At 54.9% G+C, this 16,904-nt stretch carries 12 protein-coding genes; all 12 read right to left on the bottom strand.

Translation table 11 applies throughout. The features are described from left to right. Positions 1–22: 22 nt before the first annotated feature. The 12 genes from FTE24_RS01080 to FTE24_RS01020 all read right to left on the bottom strand — a co-directional run bounded on the left by FTE24_RS01080 (position 23) and on the right by FTE24_RS01020 (position 16,857). Positions 23–1,024 carry an acrylyl-CoA reductase family protein gene (locus FTE24_RS01080; protein ID WP_150235679.1) on the bottom strand — a complete coding sequence of 334 codons (1,002 nt, stop codon included), beginning with the start codon at positions 1,022–1,024 and terminating at the stop codon, positions 23–25. Further along, the gene (locus tag FTE24_RS01075; protein ID WP_160441613.1) at positions 1,021–1,464 is read right to left on the bottom strand and encodes an RHS repeat-associated core domain-containing protein; all 444 of its coding nucleotides are present in this window, start codon (positions 1,462–1,464) and stop codon (positions 1,021–1,023) included. The genes FTE24_RS01080 and FTE24_RS01075 overlap by 4 nt, the downstream gene beginning before the upstream one ends. A gap of 316 nt (positions 1,465–1,780) precedes the next feature. Then, complete coding sequence (locus FTE24_RS01070; protein ID WP_150235681.1) at positions 1,781–2,317, bottom strand: hypothetical protein; 537 nt, start codon at positions 2,315–2,317, stop codon at positions 1,781–1,783. A 243-nt stretch (positions 2,318–2,560) separates the two neighbouring features. Next, positions 2,561–2,995, bottom strand: coding sequence for an RHS repeat-associated core domain-containing protein (locus FTE24_RS01065; RefSeq protein ID WP_150235683.1), 435 nt, complete (start codon positions 2,993–2,995; stop codon positions 2,561–2,563). A gap of 162 nt (positions 2,996–3,157) precedes the next feature. After that, positions 3,158–3,769, bottom strand: coding sequence for a hypothetical protein (locus FTE24_RS01060; RefSeq protein ID WP_150235685.1), 612 nt, complete (start codon positions 3,767–3,769; stop codon positions 3,158–3,160). Positions 3,770–5,014: 1,245 nt separating this feature from the next. Continuing rightward, positions 5,015–5,299 carry a hypothetical protein gene (locus FTE24_RS01050; RefSeq protein WP_150235728.1) on the bottom strand — a complete coding sequence of 95 codons (285 nt, stop codon included), beginning with the start codon at positions 5,297–5,299 and terminating at the stop codon, positions 5,015–5,017. Positions 5,300–5,302: 3 nt separating this feature from the next. Beyond that, entirely contained in the window at positions 5,303–5,782 is a 480-nt protein-coding gene (locus tag FTE24_RS01045) for a zincin-like metallopeptidase toxin domain-containing protein (protein ID WP_160441611.1), read from the bottom strand. 19 nt (positions 5,783–5,801) lie between these two features. Further along, complete coding sequence (locus FTE24_RS23595) at positions 5,802–9,974, bottom strand: DUF6531 domain-containing protein (RefSeq protein ID WP_442978157.1); 4,173 nt, start codon at positions 9,972–9,974, stop codon at positions 5,802–5,804. A gap of 2,942 nt (positions 9,975–12,916) precedes the next feature. Next, complete coding sequence (locus FTE24_RS01035; RefSeq protein WP_150230774.1) at positions 12,917–13,639, bottom strand: hypothetical protein; 723 nt, start codon at positions 13,637–13,639, stop codon at positions 12,917–12,919. A gap of 262 nt (positions 13,640–13,901) precedes the next feature. After that, positions 13,902–15,368, bottom strand: a complete 1,467-nt coding sequence (locus FTE24_RS01030; protein WP_150230776.1) for a nicotinate phosphoribosyltransferase — start codon at positions 15,366–15,368, stop codon at positions 13,902–13,904. 126 nt (positions 15,369–15,494) lie between these two features. Continuing rightward, the gene (locus FTE24_RS01025; protein ID WP_150230778.1) at positions 15,495–16,034 is read right to left on the bottom strand and encodes a cysteine hydrolase family protein; all 540 of its coding nucleotides are present in this window, start codon (positions 16,032–16,034) and stop codon (positions 15,495–15,497) included. A gap of 31 nt (positions 16,035–16,065) precedes the next feature. Next, positions 16,066–16,857, bottom strand: coding sequence for an NUDIX hydrolase (locus tag FTE24_RS01020; protein ID WP_150230780.1), 792 nt, complete (start codon positions 16,855–16,857; stop codon positions 16,066–16,068). Positions 16,858–16,904 lie beyond the last annotated feature (47 nt).

Raw genomic sequence — 16,904 nt, 5'->3', positions numbered from 1 at the left:
CCTCTTTATATATGGGCAATATTTATTCTGCCGAGATCCGAATCAGCTGCCGCCCGACCGCTTCCCCGTTGAGGATGCGCGCAAGCGCTCCGCCCACCTCTTCGAGCGGCAGTTCGTGCACGCCGTGCTCGAAGATCGCTTCCGGCTTCCAGTCCGCCGCCAGCTTGTTCCAGACGTCCAGCCGCAGCGGCAGCGGGCACTGCACCGAATCGATTCCGGCCAGCGTTACGCCGCGCAGAATAAAAGGATGCACGCTCGTGGCGAAATCGCCGCCGCCCGTCAAGCCCGACAAGGCCAGTACGCCGCGATAACGCACGCTTTTGAGCCGTTCGCCCGTGCCCGCCCCGCCCACCGGGTCGACGATCGCCGCCCAGCGGCTTTTGCCGAGCGGGCCTTTGGACGGCTCCTGCGCTTCCTCGCGCGAGATCGTATGGGCAGCGCCGAGCCGCTTGAGCCAATCCCATTCGGCTTCTTTGCCGCTGCTGGCCGTCACGTCAAAGCCCAATTTCGCCAGAATCGCCACCGCTACGCTGCCGACTCCGCCGGAAGCGCCGGTCACGAGCACCGGACCGCTCTCCGGCGTCAGGCCGGCGCTGACAATCGCATCCACCGACAGACCGGCCGTGAAGCCCGCCGTGCCGAGAATCATCGCTTCCCGCAGCGTCAGCCCTTCCGGCAGCTTGATCAGCCAATCGGCCGGCAACCGGGCCTGCTCGCTGTATCCGCCGAAGTGCGAGACGCCCAGCCCGTAGCCGGTGCAGAGCACCCGGTCGCCTGCGGCGAAGCGTTCGTCTTCCGAAACCATCACTTCGCCCGCCAAGTCGATGCCCGGCACGAACGGATACTGCCGCACGACCTGCCCTTCCTTGATGCTGGCCAAGCCGTCTTTGTAATTCACGCCGGAATACCGGACGCGAACGAGCACTTCGCCCGGCGGCAGATCCGCCGTTTCAAGCTCCTGCACGGAACCGGTGACCCGCCCTTCCGATTCTTCCAACCAAAACGCACGAAATTTCTCTGTCATGTCGCTCTCCTCCTATACGATTGCCATACGGCCGGACTCCGCCGGACCGCTTCCCTTATTATCTTACTCCAATGCGGAGCCCGGTTCCAGCGAGGGAAGAGGCTGCGGGCGGCCGACGCAAAAAAGCGGAATCCCTGCGATTGTTGGCCCGTGATCAGGTCCACGCCGCTAAATACTTCCTGGATGCCTTTGAGCGTGCCGACGAACGGCGTGGCGTCCGCGGCAAAGCTCAGTCCGGTCTCCCACCACGTCGCGCCGTCCGCGCTCAGGCCGAACGGGTCGATGTACGACACCGGATTGCCGTTGACGTAGGCATACCGGTTCAGGGTCAACCCGTCCCCGATGCTGCCGCTCAGTACGTCCCGATTCACAAACCGCTTGATCGCCGGATTATAGTAACGGGCACGCATCTGGTACAAGCCGTTAACATCCGTCTGCACGCCGCCCGCGTCCATTGTACTGGAACGGCTGCGAGCTTGCACCTTCGTGGCTCAAGCGCTCGCCGTACGTGTCGTAACTGTACGTATCGGTCACTTGGCCCTGCTCATCGGTCCTTGCATTCGTTAGCTTAGCTGCTTATCCACAACTTTACCAAACTGAATTCAGCTTATAGAGTTCCTCACTTGAAAAATGTTGTCTAAAAAACTAAATAGCCTTTCTCCGAATTCCTCCGGAAAAAGGCCGCTTCTATTATTTATTTACATGAAAGGGTTAGCATGAAATTCAAAATGTTTTCGAGAAATTTATTCTAATTGATCAAAAGACTACTTCATAGATATCAAGCTTGATCCTCTTAAAGTTGAAATTATATGTGGACTCAAAAATCACTTCTTGCGGCACAAGAGAATTAAAAGCATCTTTCTCAAAAATCATTTCTTTTCGGCTTAAATTTATCCATCCTCTATTCATTCCTTTCGAGTGTTTGAAAACACCTGGTATCCAAAAACTTTTGACTAGCTCTATCTCGCTTTCTTTTAAAAAATGTAGAAACCTACTGAATGAAAATTCACTAACAACGGCATCAGATTTTTCTAGCCTAAATATTTCATTTACTTTTGCATCAGTTGCTTCTTCTCCTAGCGTAGCTGGATGCACATTAATTACATCATAGACTGCTCTCAAATGGGGAGCCGCGTTTACAAACCCACCCTCATTAATTAAAGAAACTTTAAGATTTGAATTCACACCAACGTATTGGCCTAAAGGTAACTCATCTTTATCTAGTGTACTAATTAAAGAAGGAATCACTTTTTTACCTTTCAGTTTCAATGGTTTTTGCTCATGTTCGATCAAGATAAAAATATTTTATCCCTCCCTAATTATTGTACGTATTCTCTAGCTAACACTCTTCGGATATCATTTAACAATTCTTTTCGTAATTCAATCTTTAAATTATAATTATTCATAATAGCTCTTTTTGCCATCAGTTCTAGTGCTTCTGGAGAGTAGCCTGCTTTTTGTAGGCCGTTCTTATACTGTTGCCAATGATTTACCTCTTCAAGCATATCAACAATTCTAACTTTTTCTGGGTTCCATCTAAACCATACGCCTTCTTCTATGGAAGAACCTCCAAATACGCGGCATAGGTTCCTTCCATGACATCTGCTCCCCGGTGATCAGATCCACGCCGCTGAACACTTCCTGGATGCCTTTGAGTGTGCCGACGAACGGCGTCGCGTCCGCGGCGAAGCTTAGTCCGTTCTCCCACCACGTCGCACCATCTGCGCTCAAGCCGAACGGGTCGATGTACGACACCGGGTTGCCGTTGACGTAGCCATACCGGTTCAGGGTCTGGCCGTTCTCGATGCTTCCGCTCAGCACGCCCCGGTTCACAAACCGCTTGATCGCGGGGTTGTAGTAGCGAGCTCTCATCTGGTACAGGCCGTTAGCGTCGGTCTGCACGCCGTCGCGTCCATTGTATCCGGTAGCGTCGTAGCCGAGAGTATAGACTTCGCCAGTCGATTGGGTCACGGTGGTCAGGCGGCTTCCTTCGTAACCGTATTGGGTCTTTCCACCTAGAGGATTAGTCCCTTATTTAAAGATGAACTCTTGATCGCTTTTCACTACAAAAAGAAACCTTGAGAGGCATAGAGCCAATCAAGGTTATAACCAATATATTAACTGTCGGTTAAACTAAACATTGTCTGATTTTTCACTCTTAATTGCTACTCTTCCTGAACCAAAATGCTTTTGAAAAAAAGCGAAATCAAATAGTTTTCCAGAAGATTTTAATTCACATTGCTTCTTGTTGAATGAAGCTTGCTCAATGCTGATACCCTTCGTAAAATCAAAAGGAACAGTTTCTGATGTGTCGAATGTTAACGTCACCTTGGGATTTTGCTCAGTAACAACCATTAATGATGCATAAAAATCATGAAAAAAAGGCATCTTCCCACCGCACTTGCAAACAGTATCACCCTCATCAATAGTATAAGGCCAACTATAGTAATGTTCATTAATCTCAGGTGCACTACTATTAATTACTTTAAATTCTGCTCCTTTAACTTTTTCGATACGTACTTTTGTTTTACCAAATACAAAAACTGAATCCTCTTCCAAAAAGAAACCTTGTTGTTCCACTTGATTTTTAAAATCATAAACATTTACAACAGTATTAATAAGTTCAAATTCATATACACCTCTAATATCGCTCGGGAAATTCAAAAAAATAGTCGCATCAAAATTCCCTGTATCATCTACGATTTCGTCAAATTCTTTATGACTAATATCAAGCGTCAACTGCAATTATATCCCCTCACTTTCGCATAAAAATAAATCGATCTAACATAGGTGATTTGATAGTTTCACCGTCTGTAGTCAAATAACTGCCATCGTTCGGAACCTCTAGCAACTCACCTTTTATTTTTAATCCTCTATTATCTAGTTGCTTCAACAGCTTTTTCATGTTAGAACGAGAGCCAGTAATTGATATTTCACCATCCATTGATAAGACCCTGAGAACTTCGGAGTTTAATGGATCGTAGCCAAATGGATTTTCAAAGATAATTTTGCTTTGGCTACCTGTTTTGATACTCGTTAAGTTTGTTGCATCTCCGTAATGAACATCAGGTGACTTAGGATCTATATCAATATTATATGCCCCTTTTATAGCTTTGCCTCGTGCGCCAATGTTTAGAGTACCATTTTCTGTAGCAGCAATATTCAAATAATGATTTGGAGTTTTCGTGCTAGCTTTAGCTGTCATTTTAGAATCTATCTTTCTAGCTAACCAAGCCCCGCCTTCAATCCCTTCCTTCGCCAGATACTGCCCGACAAACTTCCCGAACGGAATCAAGCTCGCCGCCGTTCCCACGCCGGTCGCGACGCGATCCNCCTGGATGCCTTTGAGCGTGCCGACGAACGGCGTGGCGTCCGCGGCGAAGCTCAGTCCGGTCTCCCACCACGTCGCGCCGTCTGCGCTTAGGCCGAACGGGTCGATGTATGACACGGGATTGCCGTTCACGTACGCATACCGGTTCATTNTGTCATACGTGTACGTATCGGTCACTTGCCCTTGCTCGTCGGTCAGGGCGACGGTGCTGCCGCGCAGGTCGTAGTGATACGTCTGGTACTTCCCGGCCGCATCTTCGCGGCCGATCAGGCCCAGGCCGTAGACGNTAGCGGGCTTGCGGCGTTCCGGCCGTGTCGGTCTCCATCAGCACCTGGGACAGCACGGCGTGCGGATTGATGATCTGCTTGGTCGTCACGCCGTTCACGGTGATGGAATTGCGGTTGTTTTCGTTGTCGTAGCCGTAGCTAACGCCAGCCTGGATCAAATAACTCGCTATAAAAAGAACCTTGAATGGCATAAAGCCAATCAAGGTTGAAAGATATATTCAAAAATTACTCCATCACATCAGTCGGCTGTAAAATTTTACATTTTTTCTCCAACATCGCTTTTGTTATATCCTCTGAATTAGCATCGTCTCAATCTTGTCGTTATTAAAAATAACTCCAAATCTTTTTCTCCGTATAACTTTTGTTACTTAATCAATGATAACGATGAGGTATCCCATTATGATCTAGAACATGATCTACAATACCTTTTTCATCACAAATAACAAAAGTAATTTCATCCTCACCTTCATATGTTTTCGGTGTTACATCCGCTAAAACGAGCCATGCATTTCCTTTAATTCTATAAAAGCTGCTGTAAAACCTAACGGATCTTTCTACATCTTCATGTATGAATCCGTGTATATCATGCTTTTTCTGATAATCTTTTGCAATTTGAATAGCTTGAGTGGCAGTCACTTTCGTTTTTTCTTCCTCCACTAATCACTCAAACCCTTTCCATTTAGACATCGGCCATTGCCCATTTCTGAGGAAGAAAATATATCTTTGAGCTTCGTATATTTCTTCAGAACTAAATTTCGCTTTATTTCTCATGATTTCATTATATACATATTCCTCCCTTTGTAATCTCGATTGTTTGAGATAAACTTCTTGTCCAAGTTCTCTGAACTGTTTAGCATGGTAGGATTCATGAAGAGCACTTAAAAACGATGCGTTAGGTCGCAAAACTACTTGTCCTGTGAGAGGTCTAAAAGCTCCCTCAACATTTTTAGGAATGTATTTCCCCTTTTTATCGATGATAACCTTCGTACCAAAACTACTCATTTCATTTTTAAATTTCTTTAAATCTCGAATGCTCATAGTTCTTAATCCGTCATTAGTTAGACGAGTTTGACCACTTACAGGCATGTCTGCCCATTCCTTGTAATCAAGCCTTTCATTTGCTTTAGTAGATGACCGCAAGTCCAACTTCCCAGCCAGCCTAGCCCCGCCTTCGATCCCTTCCTTCGCCAGATACTTCCCAATATGCTTCCCAAACGGAATCAAACTCGCCGCCGTTCCTACACCGGTTGCGACGCGGTCGNTAGCGGGCTTGCGGCGTTCCGGCCGTGTCGGTCTCCATCAGCACCTGGGACAGCACGGCGTGCGGATTGATGATCTGCTTGGTCGTCACGCCGTTCACGGTGATGGAATTGCGGTTGTTTTCGTTGTTGTAGCCGTAGCTAACGCCGCCGGCTTCGATCAGGCGATTGCGGGCATCGTACCGATAGCTTTGCAGGCTGCCGTTCAGCGGACCGGTCAGCATGTTGCCTTCGCCGTCGTAGGTGACGGCTGCGCCGTTGACGGTCACCAGACGGTTATCCGCGCCATACGTCATCTGCATGCCGTACACATCCTGCATGACGGTCGGGTTGCCATAGACATCCCGAGTCACGCCCGGATTGCCGTACACGTCCCAGGTCACGGTCGGATGGCCATACACATCCCGGGTTACACTCGGGTTCCCGTATACGTCCCGGGTCACAGGCACGCCGTAGACGCTGTCGCCTACCGTTCCCGTGCCGCCCTGTCCGTTCGGACCCGTGGCTTCTCCCGGATTTGGCGATAATCCCGGCCCATTTTCGGCATAGACGACATCGGGAACCGCCTTTTCGAACGTGCCGCTGTTTTCCCGCACGAGGTTGCCGACCGCATCGTATACATACGTCGTCTCGACGCGAAGGCGGCCGTCGGCGTGCAGCTCGGATACGTTCGTCACCTGGCCGGCCGCCTCGTACAACCGCGTCTCTCTCGTCCCGTTCGGACGATTCGTGGCGATCAGGCGGCCGTTGGCGTCGTAGTCATAGCGCGTCACCCGGCCGTTCCAATCCGTCACGGTGGACAGACTGCCGATCGCGTTGTACGCGTAGTTGACTTGTTTCCCGTCCGGATACGTCAGCGTCTTGAGCTGGCCGGCCGCGTCATACGCGTAGCCGATCGTGTTCCCGTCGCCGTCCGTATACGTCTCGACCCGATCCAGCGCGTCGAATGTCCGCTTGAGGACCTTGCCGTCACTTCCGGTCACGGACAGGATGTTCCCGTTGGCGTCGTATTGGTATGAGACGCGGCCGGCTTCGTCCGTGAACTGGCTGAGCTGGCCGGCGGCATCGTAGGCGTACGCCGTGCTGCGGCCGTTTTTGTCCGTGTCCGCACTGAGCAGGCCAAGCGCGTTGTACGTGTACGTCCGGCTGCCGCCCGCCGCATCGGTCTCGTTCGTCAATCGCCCGAGCCGGTCGTATTGCGACTTCGCGGAATGGCCGTTGGCATCCGTCCGCTGCGTGATCTGGCCGAACGCGTCCGCGGTCTGCGACGTTTGGCCTTGCATGGCGTCGGTCACGCTCGTCAGCAGGCTGCGCTTGTCATAGCCGTAGCGGGTCGCGCGGCCCAGCGGATCGACCGATTCCGTCAACTGATTCAGCTGGTTGTACGTACTGGTGTACGCATTGCCCCGCGCATCGGTCCGTTTGACCGGGTTGCCGGCGCTATCGTATTGCACCGTGTAGACCTTGTTATTCAGCGCGTCGTACGCTTCCGTCGGACGGCCGAGCGCATCGTATACGTAGCGGACGCTTGCGCCCAGCGCGTTCGTCTCGCTCAGCAGGTGGCCGGCTTCGTCGTACGCGAACTTCGTCTCGCGCTTCAAGGCGTCTGTTACGCCGGTCATACGACCTTCCGCGTCATATTGAATCGTGCTTTTGCCGCCGAGTGCATCGGTGAAGCTCGTCAACTGCGCATTATTGTCGTACGTATAACGGGTAATATTGCCCATCGCATCCGTTACGCTCGTCAGGTTGCTCTGATCGTCGTACGCATAGCTACTCTGGTGACCCAATGCGTTGATGACCGCCGTCAATTGGTCCCCGTCGCTGTACACGATTTTGGACGTGTTGCCGTCGGCGTCGGTCTGAGTGGTCATTCGTCCGGCTGCGTCGTAACCGATACGATCCACTTCGCCCGTCGATTGGGTGACTTGGGTCAGTCGGTTGTTTTCGTACGCATACTTCGTCGTTCCGCCTTGCGGATCGATTGCCGACCGGAGTTGTCCTTTCTCGTTATACGCGTAGGTAACGGTGTTCCCTTCGGTATCCGTCGTGCTGAGCAGCCGTCCCTTCTCGTCGTACGTATGCGTGACGCTGCTGCCGTCCGGTCCGACCGCAGTCAGCAGGTCACCGCGGGCGTCGTACGTCATCGTGATCGACTGCCCCGACGGATCGGTCGCTTGGGTCACATTGCCTTGGTCGTCATGTGCGAAGGTGGTCGTCTGGCCCAGCGCATTCGTGAGGCCGGTCCGGTGGCCTTGGGCGTCATACGTATACGTCGTTTTGCCGGCCCGCGTGTCCTGCACTTCGACCAGCTGGTAGCGGGTATCATGGACGCGTTCTTGGACATTCCCGCTGCGGTCGTTGATCGTGGTCGTCAGCCGCCCTTCCGACCGGCTGTACACCAAGGTCGTCGAATGAGCGGCCACGCCGTCGGTCTGCTTCACGACTCGGCCCTGTTCGTCGTAAGTGTTGGCGAAGCGTTCCTGACCGGCCAACGATCCGGTGACGATCCGGTCTTGCCCGTCATACGTGTAGGCGGTCTTCTGCCCGGAAGGATCGGTGAGCGTCAGCAAACGTCCGGCCGGATCGTATACGAAGCTCGCCGTCCGGTCGGCGTGATCGCTGACCGAAACGACCCGACCCGCGGCGTCATAGGTCAGCCGCAGCTTCGCGCCGGTCGCCGCTTCGGTGACCGCTGCCAGCTTGCCGTCCGCGCCGTACTGCAGCGTCAGTTCGAAGCCGCCGGCCGTGTGCATCGATTGGAGCACACCGGCCGCGTTGAATTGATACGTCGTGCCTTCGTAACGGTTCAACGTGTAACGGCCGTCGGCGTTCTTTTGCAAAACATCATGGCGTGCCGCTTTGTCGGTCGATACATACGTACCGTCCGCTTGACGAGCAAACGTATGGTAGCGGAACGCACTCCAGTGAACGCGTACGGCTGGATCGCCGGGCATTGCCTTGAGGCGGATCTCGTAGTTATGCGTCCACCCTTTGCCGAGTGCCCCGTCGCCCTGCAGCAGGGAATAGTATTGAGCCTGGAAAGGCATGTCCACGCTGCCGTGCGCGACCAGCATCGTTTTGTTGATGATCTGCGCGCCGGTCGACGTATCGATCGGATCGGCGTAGAACGTCGCTTCGTCGTAATCGGACGGACTGAGCGAAGCGACCGGTGTAACCGCGGTCGGCGCCGTCGGTTCGGTCGTCTCTTCCCAGCGGAACAGGCCGTACGGGCTGTATACTTCCGCTGCGCTGCCGCTGGTATTGTGCAGCGTGGCGGTGTTGCCGCCGCCGATCGCCAGCGGACCGCTGCCGGGCTGCTCGGCCTGCTGCTCGATCCGATACGCGAAGCTGCCGCTTACCTGCAGCGTGCGGCTCCGATCGGTCACGTTCACCGATTTGAGCCATTTGTCTGCGGCCAGGCTGTAGATCGACAGCGCATCGCGGTCGTGCGCGGCCAAAGTAAACGATTCTTTACCGGCGGTCACAGTCGTGGCGGCACTCTGGCGGCCGGTCAGGATGGCGTAGCCGCCGGCCGGAACGGCAACGGGAATTCCCGTGCGCAGCCGCTCATAGTTGCCGGTTGGCTGCCCGGAGGCGTCGTAGACAGCCAGGTCGTACTTGCCGCTCAGGGTCAGCAGGGCCGGATCGCCCGAACCGTTGACGGCTTTCAGGCTCTCGCCGTCCGCCAGCGAGCGGAGAAGCAGATCGTCGCCCTGCGTGACGCGGATCGCTTCCGTAGGCGCCAGGACGGTGATCGGAACGGCGTCGACGTTGCCGATATTGATCCGTTCGGAAGCTTCGAAGCCTTGCGTGTTCCGCGTGCGGTCGCTGGAACCGATCAACGTCCCCGACCGGTCATACCGCTGGTACGCGTGGGCCCCGTTGATTTTGAGGGCGAAATAGCCCGGCGTAAGATTGCGCAGCGAATACGTCTCGCCGACGGCCAGCACTTTGGCCGTTACCGCCTTGCCTTTTGCCGCATCCGGCTTGAAAGCATCATAGGAACCGGAAAGCGTAACCGGCGCGGTCGACGCTCCGGTGAAGACGATTCGATCGCCTTGGTCCGCCATTCGGGTCGAATCCGCGTTGACGTCATATGCTTTGACTTTGCCTTCGGCATCGAACAGGGCATAATCGTAGACGCCCTGCGTTTGGATGAACCTATTGGAACGTTCGTTTTGAACATAAGCCGCGCTCTCGCCGGGGCTCAGCGTTTTCTTGAACGTGACGGGCGCGGCGCGATCCGTGATCCGGAACGATTCGTAAGGCCCGTACACCACATACGCTTTTTGATCGCTATTTTGGACGGCCAGTTTCCCGCCTGCCGCCACTGTTTGCGCGGACGTGAAGTTCCGGGCGTACTGCTTCAAGCGGCCGTCGGCTTCGAACTCGGCCAGATCATACAGCCCGCCCATATGCAGCTCCGAAGAGGTGGTCTCCAGATGAGTCGTTTCGATCGTGTCGCCGACTTGCAGCGTGCGTTTGATTAACGCCGGATGGGCTCTGGCCGTTATCCGGAAAGCGTCGAACGCGCCTTCGATGATCGTCGGCGCCGCGGACACGCCGGTGATCGCGATCTTCTCGTTGGCCTGCTGCACGGTTGTCGACGGGTTGGCGCCCAGCCCGATCCGGCCAACCGCACCGCTGGCCAAGCGGCTCGCATAATCGAACGGCCCTCCCGCCGTGTACAACCGGTACGCTTTGCCCTGCGTATTCGTAAAGTCGAAGCTTTCATTCGAATTCAACACGTGCCGGAACGTGACGGGATGGAGCCGGTTCTCCGCCGTATACCGCTCGTAAGCGCCGTACGCCTCGATCGGCGCTTCGCTCGTGTTCATGACCGCTACCTTTTGCGCAGGCGCAACCGAACGGACGCCGGTTATCGTCTGTCTCACGTAGCTGTCCGGTTTGCCCGCGGTATCGTAATCCATCAGGTCGTGCCGACCCGTCACATAGAGCGATTGGGTCGTCGCGGCGGTGCTGACGAACTCCGCACTCTGATGGATCGCCAGCGTCTTGATCAGCAGGGCCGGATTCGGACTGTCTTGCACGGTGGTTACGTCGTACGGCGCCAGCAGCACGACCTGCGACGCTCCGGCGTTGGTGATCGTCGTCCGCTCGCCGGGATAGAGCGCCAGCGAGCTTTGTTTGCTTTTATGGTCCAGCGATCGCAAAGACTGGTCCGCTTTGTAACTGGCCTGGTCATAGACGCCTTCGGTCTGCAGGCTGAAGTTCGCCGGACTGGTGTTGAACAGCTTGCGGCTTTGCCCCGAATCCAGATAGCCTTTGTAGAGCGCCGGTTCCGTGCGCCGGGTCACGTCGAACGCGTCGATCGGACCCGACACGCTCAGCGTGCCCGTCCCGCTGTTGGTCACGATCAGCTTTTCGTTTGGGGCTACCGGATACGTATCGGCTTGGATCCGATTGTCGAAGCGGCCGACCTCATTGTTCGCCTGATTGTACAAAGCGTAATGGTGCGCCTGATCCGCGGTGATCCCGAACGCATGGCGCGACGTATTGACGGCTTTGAGCGTTTGTCCCGGTTCGATCGTCCGTTTGAACGTGACCGGCTGCGTCCGGGCGGAGAAGCGGAACGCTTCGTACGGCGCGTAGACGTCTTGCGCCGCGCTGCCTACGTTGGTCAAAGCGACACGCTCCCCGACATTCAAACGGAAACTGGCGTGCAGCTGGGAAGCGCTGTAGTTCGTAAGGCCGATCCCGTCATAAAAAGCGGCGTCGTACCGGCCTTCCCCCCTGAACGTGGCGTCGCTGCGGGTTACGTTGTTCGCTTCGAGCGACTGGCCGGGCGCCAAGGAACTGCGGAACAAAGCAGGATGGGCCGAATCCGAATATTGGGCCTTTTCTTTGGGTACCTTGATCGTGATCGAAGCCGTGGCGCTGGGATTCGTGAACACGGCGAAGTGATCCGCAGGCAGGGAGTAAGTCGATAACAGGCTGCTTTTGGCATACGCGGCGACTTTGCCGGTCGAATCGTATTCGGCATGTTCGTACGCGCCGTCCAGCAGCAGTTTCATGCGGTCGTTCGACACGTTTTTGACTTTGAAACTGGCTTTCGGAGCCAACGTCCGGGTGATCATCGGTGGTTCGACCTGTGTCGTGGTGGAGAATGCAGGGTACGCGCCCGACACGACCATGGAAGTCGCAGACACGTTCGTGATGATGAATCGCTGCCCCGGTTTGACTAATCGGCTGCCGGAAGACGTTCTGCCCGTAAAAGCAAGGGTGCCGTCTTTGTTGTACGTGGAATATTCATAAATCCCGGTTCCATCCACATAGATGTAATAACTGCTGTCGGAAATATTGGTGGCCTGAAAAGAGCCGTTGGCGGCAAGCGAATGCCGAAAATCGGCAGGTCGATTCGAATCGTTCGCGAACCGGAAAGCCCGACCGGGACCGAATACGTAAATATCTCCGCGATCCCGGTTCGTCAAAGCGATGCTCCCGCCCGCAAGGATGTTTTCTGTACCGCCGGAAGAATTGCGTTCAAAGCTGCTCGCTCGGTAAGCTCCGCCCTTATATTCGATACTGGCGTTTTTGCCGCTGGCTTTGATGCTGTTTTCGTGCACTCCGTCCGTATTTTCTGCCCAGACGCTTTGGCCGGGCTGCAGTCGCACTTTTGCAAGGGCCCTCGAAGATCGGGGAGTCACGTGGATCACTTTGCTTTTCGTCTCGATTCTGAGGTTGGAAAAAGAGGTGTTGGTAATGTCCAAGTCATTATTTTTGTACAGGATGAAAGACCTTTTGCCTGAATCTTCGCCGTATGAGCCCGTGTTGCCGCTCGTGGTATAACGGGCATAGTCATATTGCGCTCCGTCGACGTATACATAGACCCCGGCTATCGATGTATACGAATGATTGACCGTTACGCTTTGTCCAGGAGCAAGCGTATAAGCATTCACCCCGGCCGATAGCGCCTGAGGCATTCTAATCAGCAGCAGCGAAGACAGAAGCAGAACGGCAAGCATAAATACCGGGAGAACGATTTTTTTCTTCATGGCCTAACCTCCGCTGCCGCCGGCTCGAACGTGCGATCCACAAAGCCGGCTTTGGCCTGCCCGTTAGCCCGAAGCAGCACCACCTGCAGATGCACCCGGGCCGTGACGGCATCCGAAGGCGCCATCCGCTTCTCTTGATACGCCTGCCAATCAGTGTCCTGCTTCAGGCCAAGAATCTGATCGTATCGGATCATCCGGTTGGCGCGGTCGTAATAATTGACGACGACCTGCACCACGGCGTCTTTCATCTGCTCGGACTTGACCTGCCCTTGGTACGTATAAGCGGTACCGCCCTGCACGGCCAGATCCCTGTAAATATTCGCTCCGCCCGGGCGCGGGCCGTTCAACACAAGAACCTGCGACGCGGAAAGGAGATACGTCTGTTCGGTAACGGTCGCGGTCGCGGAACCGGGAGCCGTCACGCCGCTGCCGTCCGGAGCCGCAATTGCGTACCGCGGCTGCATGCCGGACGTCCGATACGGCGTCCAGCCCGCAAGGACCGACGACGGTCCGGCCGATGAAGCGGGAGCGGAAGTCGCGCTGAGCAGATTGCCGCCTTGATCATAGGTATAACTCGTGATCCGGCCTTCTTTTTCGACCGAGGCGACCCGATCCAGACCGTCGTACCGATACTCGGCCGCATATATCGTAGACCCTACCAGAGTGAGCATACATAACGTGAGCACGACTGCCATGGACTTTTTCCCTTTGAATTTCATCGGTTCCGTTCCCCCTTGGATTGGCTTTTCTTACTGCTTTACCTACTCAGCCTCAGACTATAGCTTCTTCCTAAGGGTAACCATAGTTTATTTGTCACATTTAACCACTCATAAATACCTAATTTATTTTTTCATACAAAAAAAGCGCGCTCCCCTGTTCGGAGAAGCGCGCTTTTGGATCCTTTACAAGAAAATCAATAACCAAATCTGTCGCATATGTTCCTTGGCCTCATTCTTCAATCCTGTTCTTCAGCCTCGTCCCTCAGCTTTCTTCCGGCACTTCCGTCTCTTCCATGTACCGGTCGATCAGTCCCTGCTTGAGCTTCCATGCTTTTTCGCTGATATTGACGCGGTAGATTTCCGGGTTCAGCTTGCGCAGATACTGCGGCCAGAACTGGTTCAGCTGGGAGACATGATACTCGCGCACCTGCTCCAGCGCAGGAAGCTCGTAGACCAGTCGTCCTTCTTCGAACACCGGCACCAGCATGCTTTGCGCTTCGTAATCTTTGACGTAGCGGCGAATATACGTGTGCAGCGGATTGAACAGCTTCAGCTGCTTGCCTTTGCGCGGTTCGTCTTCTTCCGGGAAACAGATATAGTCCGCTACCGCTTTGCCCGTTCCGCGGTCGATAATCCGGTACACGTCTTTTTTGCCCGGCGTCGTCACCTTTTCCGGATTGGCCGAGATTTTGATCGTCGGCTGCATCGTTCCGTCCACTTCGCGTTCGACCAGCTTGTAGACGCCGCCCAGCGAAGGCTGGTCGTGCGCCGTAATCAACTGCGTACCGACACCCCAAACGTCGATACGCGCATCCTGCGTCTTGAGTTCGGTAATCGTATGTTCGTCGAGGTCGTTCGAAGCGACGATCTTGACGTAATCGAGTCCCGCTTCGTCCAGCATTTTGCGGGCTTCGATCGAGAGATACGCCAAGTCGCCGCTGTCCAACCGGATCGAATTCAGCCGCTTGCCGCGTTCTTCGAGCTTCTTCGCGGTACGGATCGCATTCGGCACGCCGCTGCGGAGCGTATCGAACGTATCGACGAGCAGCGTCGAACCGTCCGGCAGCACCTGGGCGTACTTGTCGAACGCTTCCTGTTCGCTCGTGAAACTTTGCACCCAGGAATGCGCGTGTGTGCCTTTGGTCGGGATGCCGAAACGCTTGCCCGCCATCATGTTCGACGTCGCGTGGAAACCGGCTACGTAAGCGGCTCTGGCGCCCCATACGGCCGCATCCGCTTCCTGCGCCCGGCGTGTCCCGAATTCAAGCAGCGTGTCGCCGTCGGCGGCCTGCTTGATCCGTGCGGCCTTGGTCGCGATCAGCGTCTGGAAATTCATGAAGTTGAGCAGCGCCGTCTCGACCAGCTGCGCTTCGAAGATGCTGCCTTCCACGCGGACGAGCGGTTCGTTCGGAAAAACGACCGCGCCTTCGCGCATCGAATGGATATTGCCGTTAAAACGGAACGTACGCAGTTCTTCCAGAAAACGCGTATCGTAATTTTCTTCCTGTTCGGACAGGTAGCGGATATCGTCTTCGTGGAAACGAAGATTCGATACGTAATGAACAATCCGTTCCAGTCCGGCGAATACCGCATAGCCATTGCCGAACGGCAGCGTGCGGAAGTATGCTTCGAACACCGCTTTGTGCTTGTGCGTCCCGTTCATCCAGTGTGCGTACATCATGTTGATCTGGTATTTGTCCGTATGTAAAGCCATGCCTGTCGTATCCATACCGTCTCCTCCTTCAATCCCGAATCAAAAAAAGGCTATCCGCGCCCGGTCGATCAAGACCGGAAACGTGCGCGGATGCAAGTCATGCGTAAAAGCGCGAAGCGGCTGCAAGTGAACAGGCGGCACTCAGGCCGAGATGACTTTCGCGCCGAGGCTGCCCGTAAAATGGCCCAACGCCCATTCGTGGCCGGCCGCATTGAAGCTTGCCACGGCGTCCGCGTGGACGACGATGTCAAAACCGAGGTTGTACGCATCGACCGCGGTATGCAGCACGCAGATGTCCGTGCACACGCCGATCAGATGCACTTCGGTAATGCCTCTCGCTCGCAGCCGCAGGTCCAGGTCCGTTCCCGCAAAAGCGCTGTATCTCGTCTTGTCCATCCAGTGGATCGCCGATTCGTACCGCTCGTAGACGGCCTTGAGCGTGCCGTACAGTTCCCGGCCGGCCGTTCCGCGAATATTGTGCGGCGGGAACAGCGTGCTCTCGGGATGATACGGATCGTTCTCTTCATGCAGATCGACCGCCATGACCGTGTACTCGCCGGCGGCGGCAAACTGCTCGGTCAGTTCGGCGATACGTTCCTGGATCGCGATCCCGGGTTCTCCTACCGGCAGGCTGCCGTCCACGAAATCGTTCGTATAATCGATTACGATCAGAGCTTTCATCGCAATTCCTCCTTGTCGTCGGCCGCGCCGATCAGGAATAGATCGACAGTCGGGGCACGTTGTCCAGAAAACGGTACAGCTGGGCCGGACGCTGCGAATACTGGTTCGAGCTGATCGGCGCCCCGTTTTCGTCGCGCACTTCTTCGAGAATGCCTTTGCGGCTGCGCGTGGACGTGATTTTGCGAATAAAATTCGGTTCTTCGAAGTCCGGCACGACAGCCTTGATCACCTGATACAATTCGCTGAGCGTAAAAGCCTGCGGCAAAAACTTGCGGGCGATCGTCGTCTGCAGCATTTTCTCCTGAATCCGCCGGTACGCGTCCGCGATAATATCCCGGTGGTCGAACCCGAGGTCCAGCTCGTCCAGCGCTTCTTCGACCGTGAACAAGCCCACTTCCTCGGCGTCATCCGCCGCCTGGCGCTTCTCCAGCACTTCTTCTTCCACGAGCGCGAAGAACGCGTGCGAGATGATCCAACCTCTCGGATCGCGGCCCGGATCGCTGTAGACGCTCAAATATTCCAAATGCCGGCCGACGACTCCGGTCTCTTCCTTCAGTTCGCGCATCGCCGTTTCGTACAGCGATTCGTCATCCCGGGAAAACCCGCCCGGCAGCGCCCATTTGCCCGCATACGGCCAAGCCCTGCGCCGAATAAGCATCACGCGCAGTTCGCGCAGCGGAAGCGTCTTGGTCACCGTCTTGCGTTCGCGCTTGGTCAGCGTGAACATCACGATATCGGCGGGCGCTCCGTCGGGTGTCCGATACTTTTTCGCATCGTAATTCGTTTGTTCTTCACGGTTGTTAGATTCGTTCTGTCCGTTCATCAGCATCACCATCGCAGCATTTGATAAAAGCGGTCCATACAAGTTTC

Origin of the sequence: Saccharibacillus sp. WB 17 (genome assembly GCF_008634075.2) — a bacterium.
Lineage (GTDB): Bacteria > Bacillota > Bacilli > Paenibacillales > Paenibacillaceae > Saccharibacillus > Saccharibacillus brassicae.
This window is presented reverse-complemented; position numbering and strand designations above follow the sequence as displayed.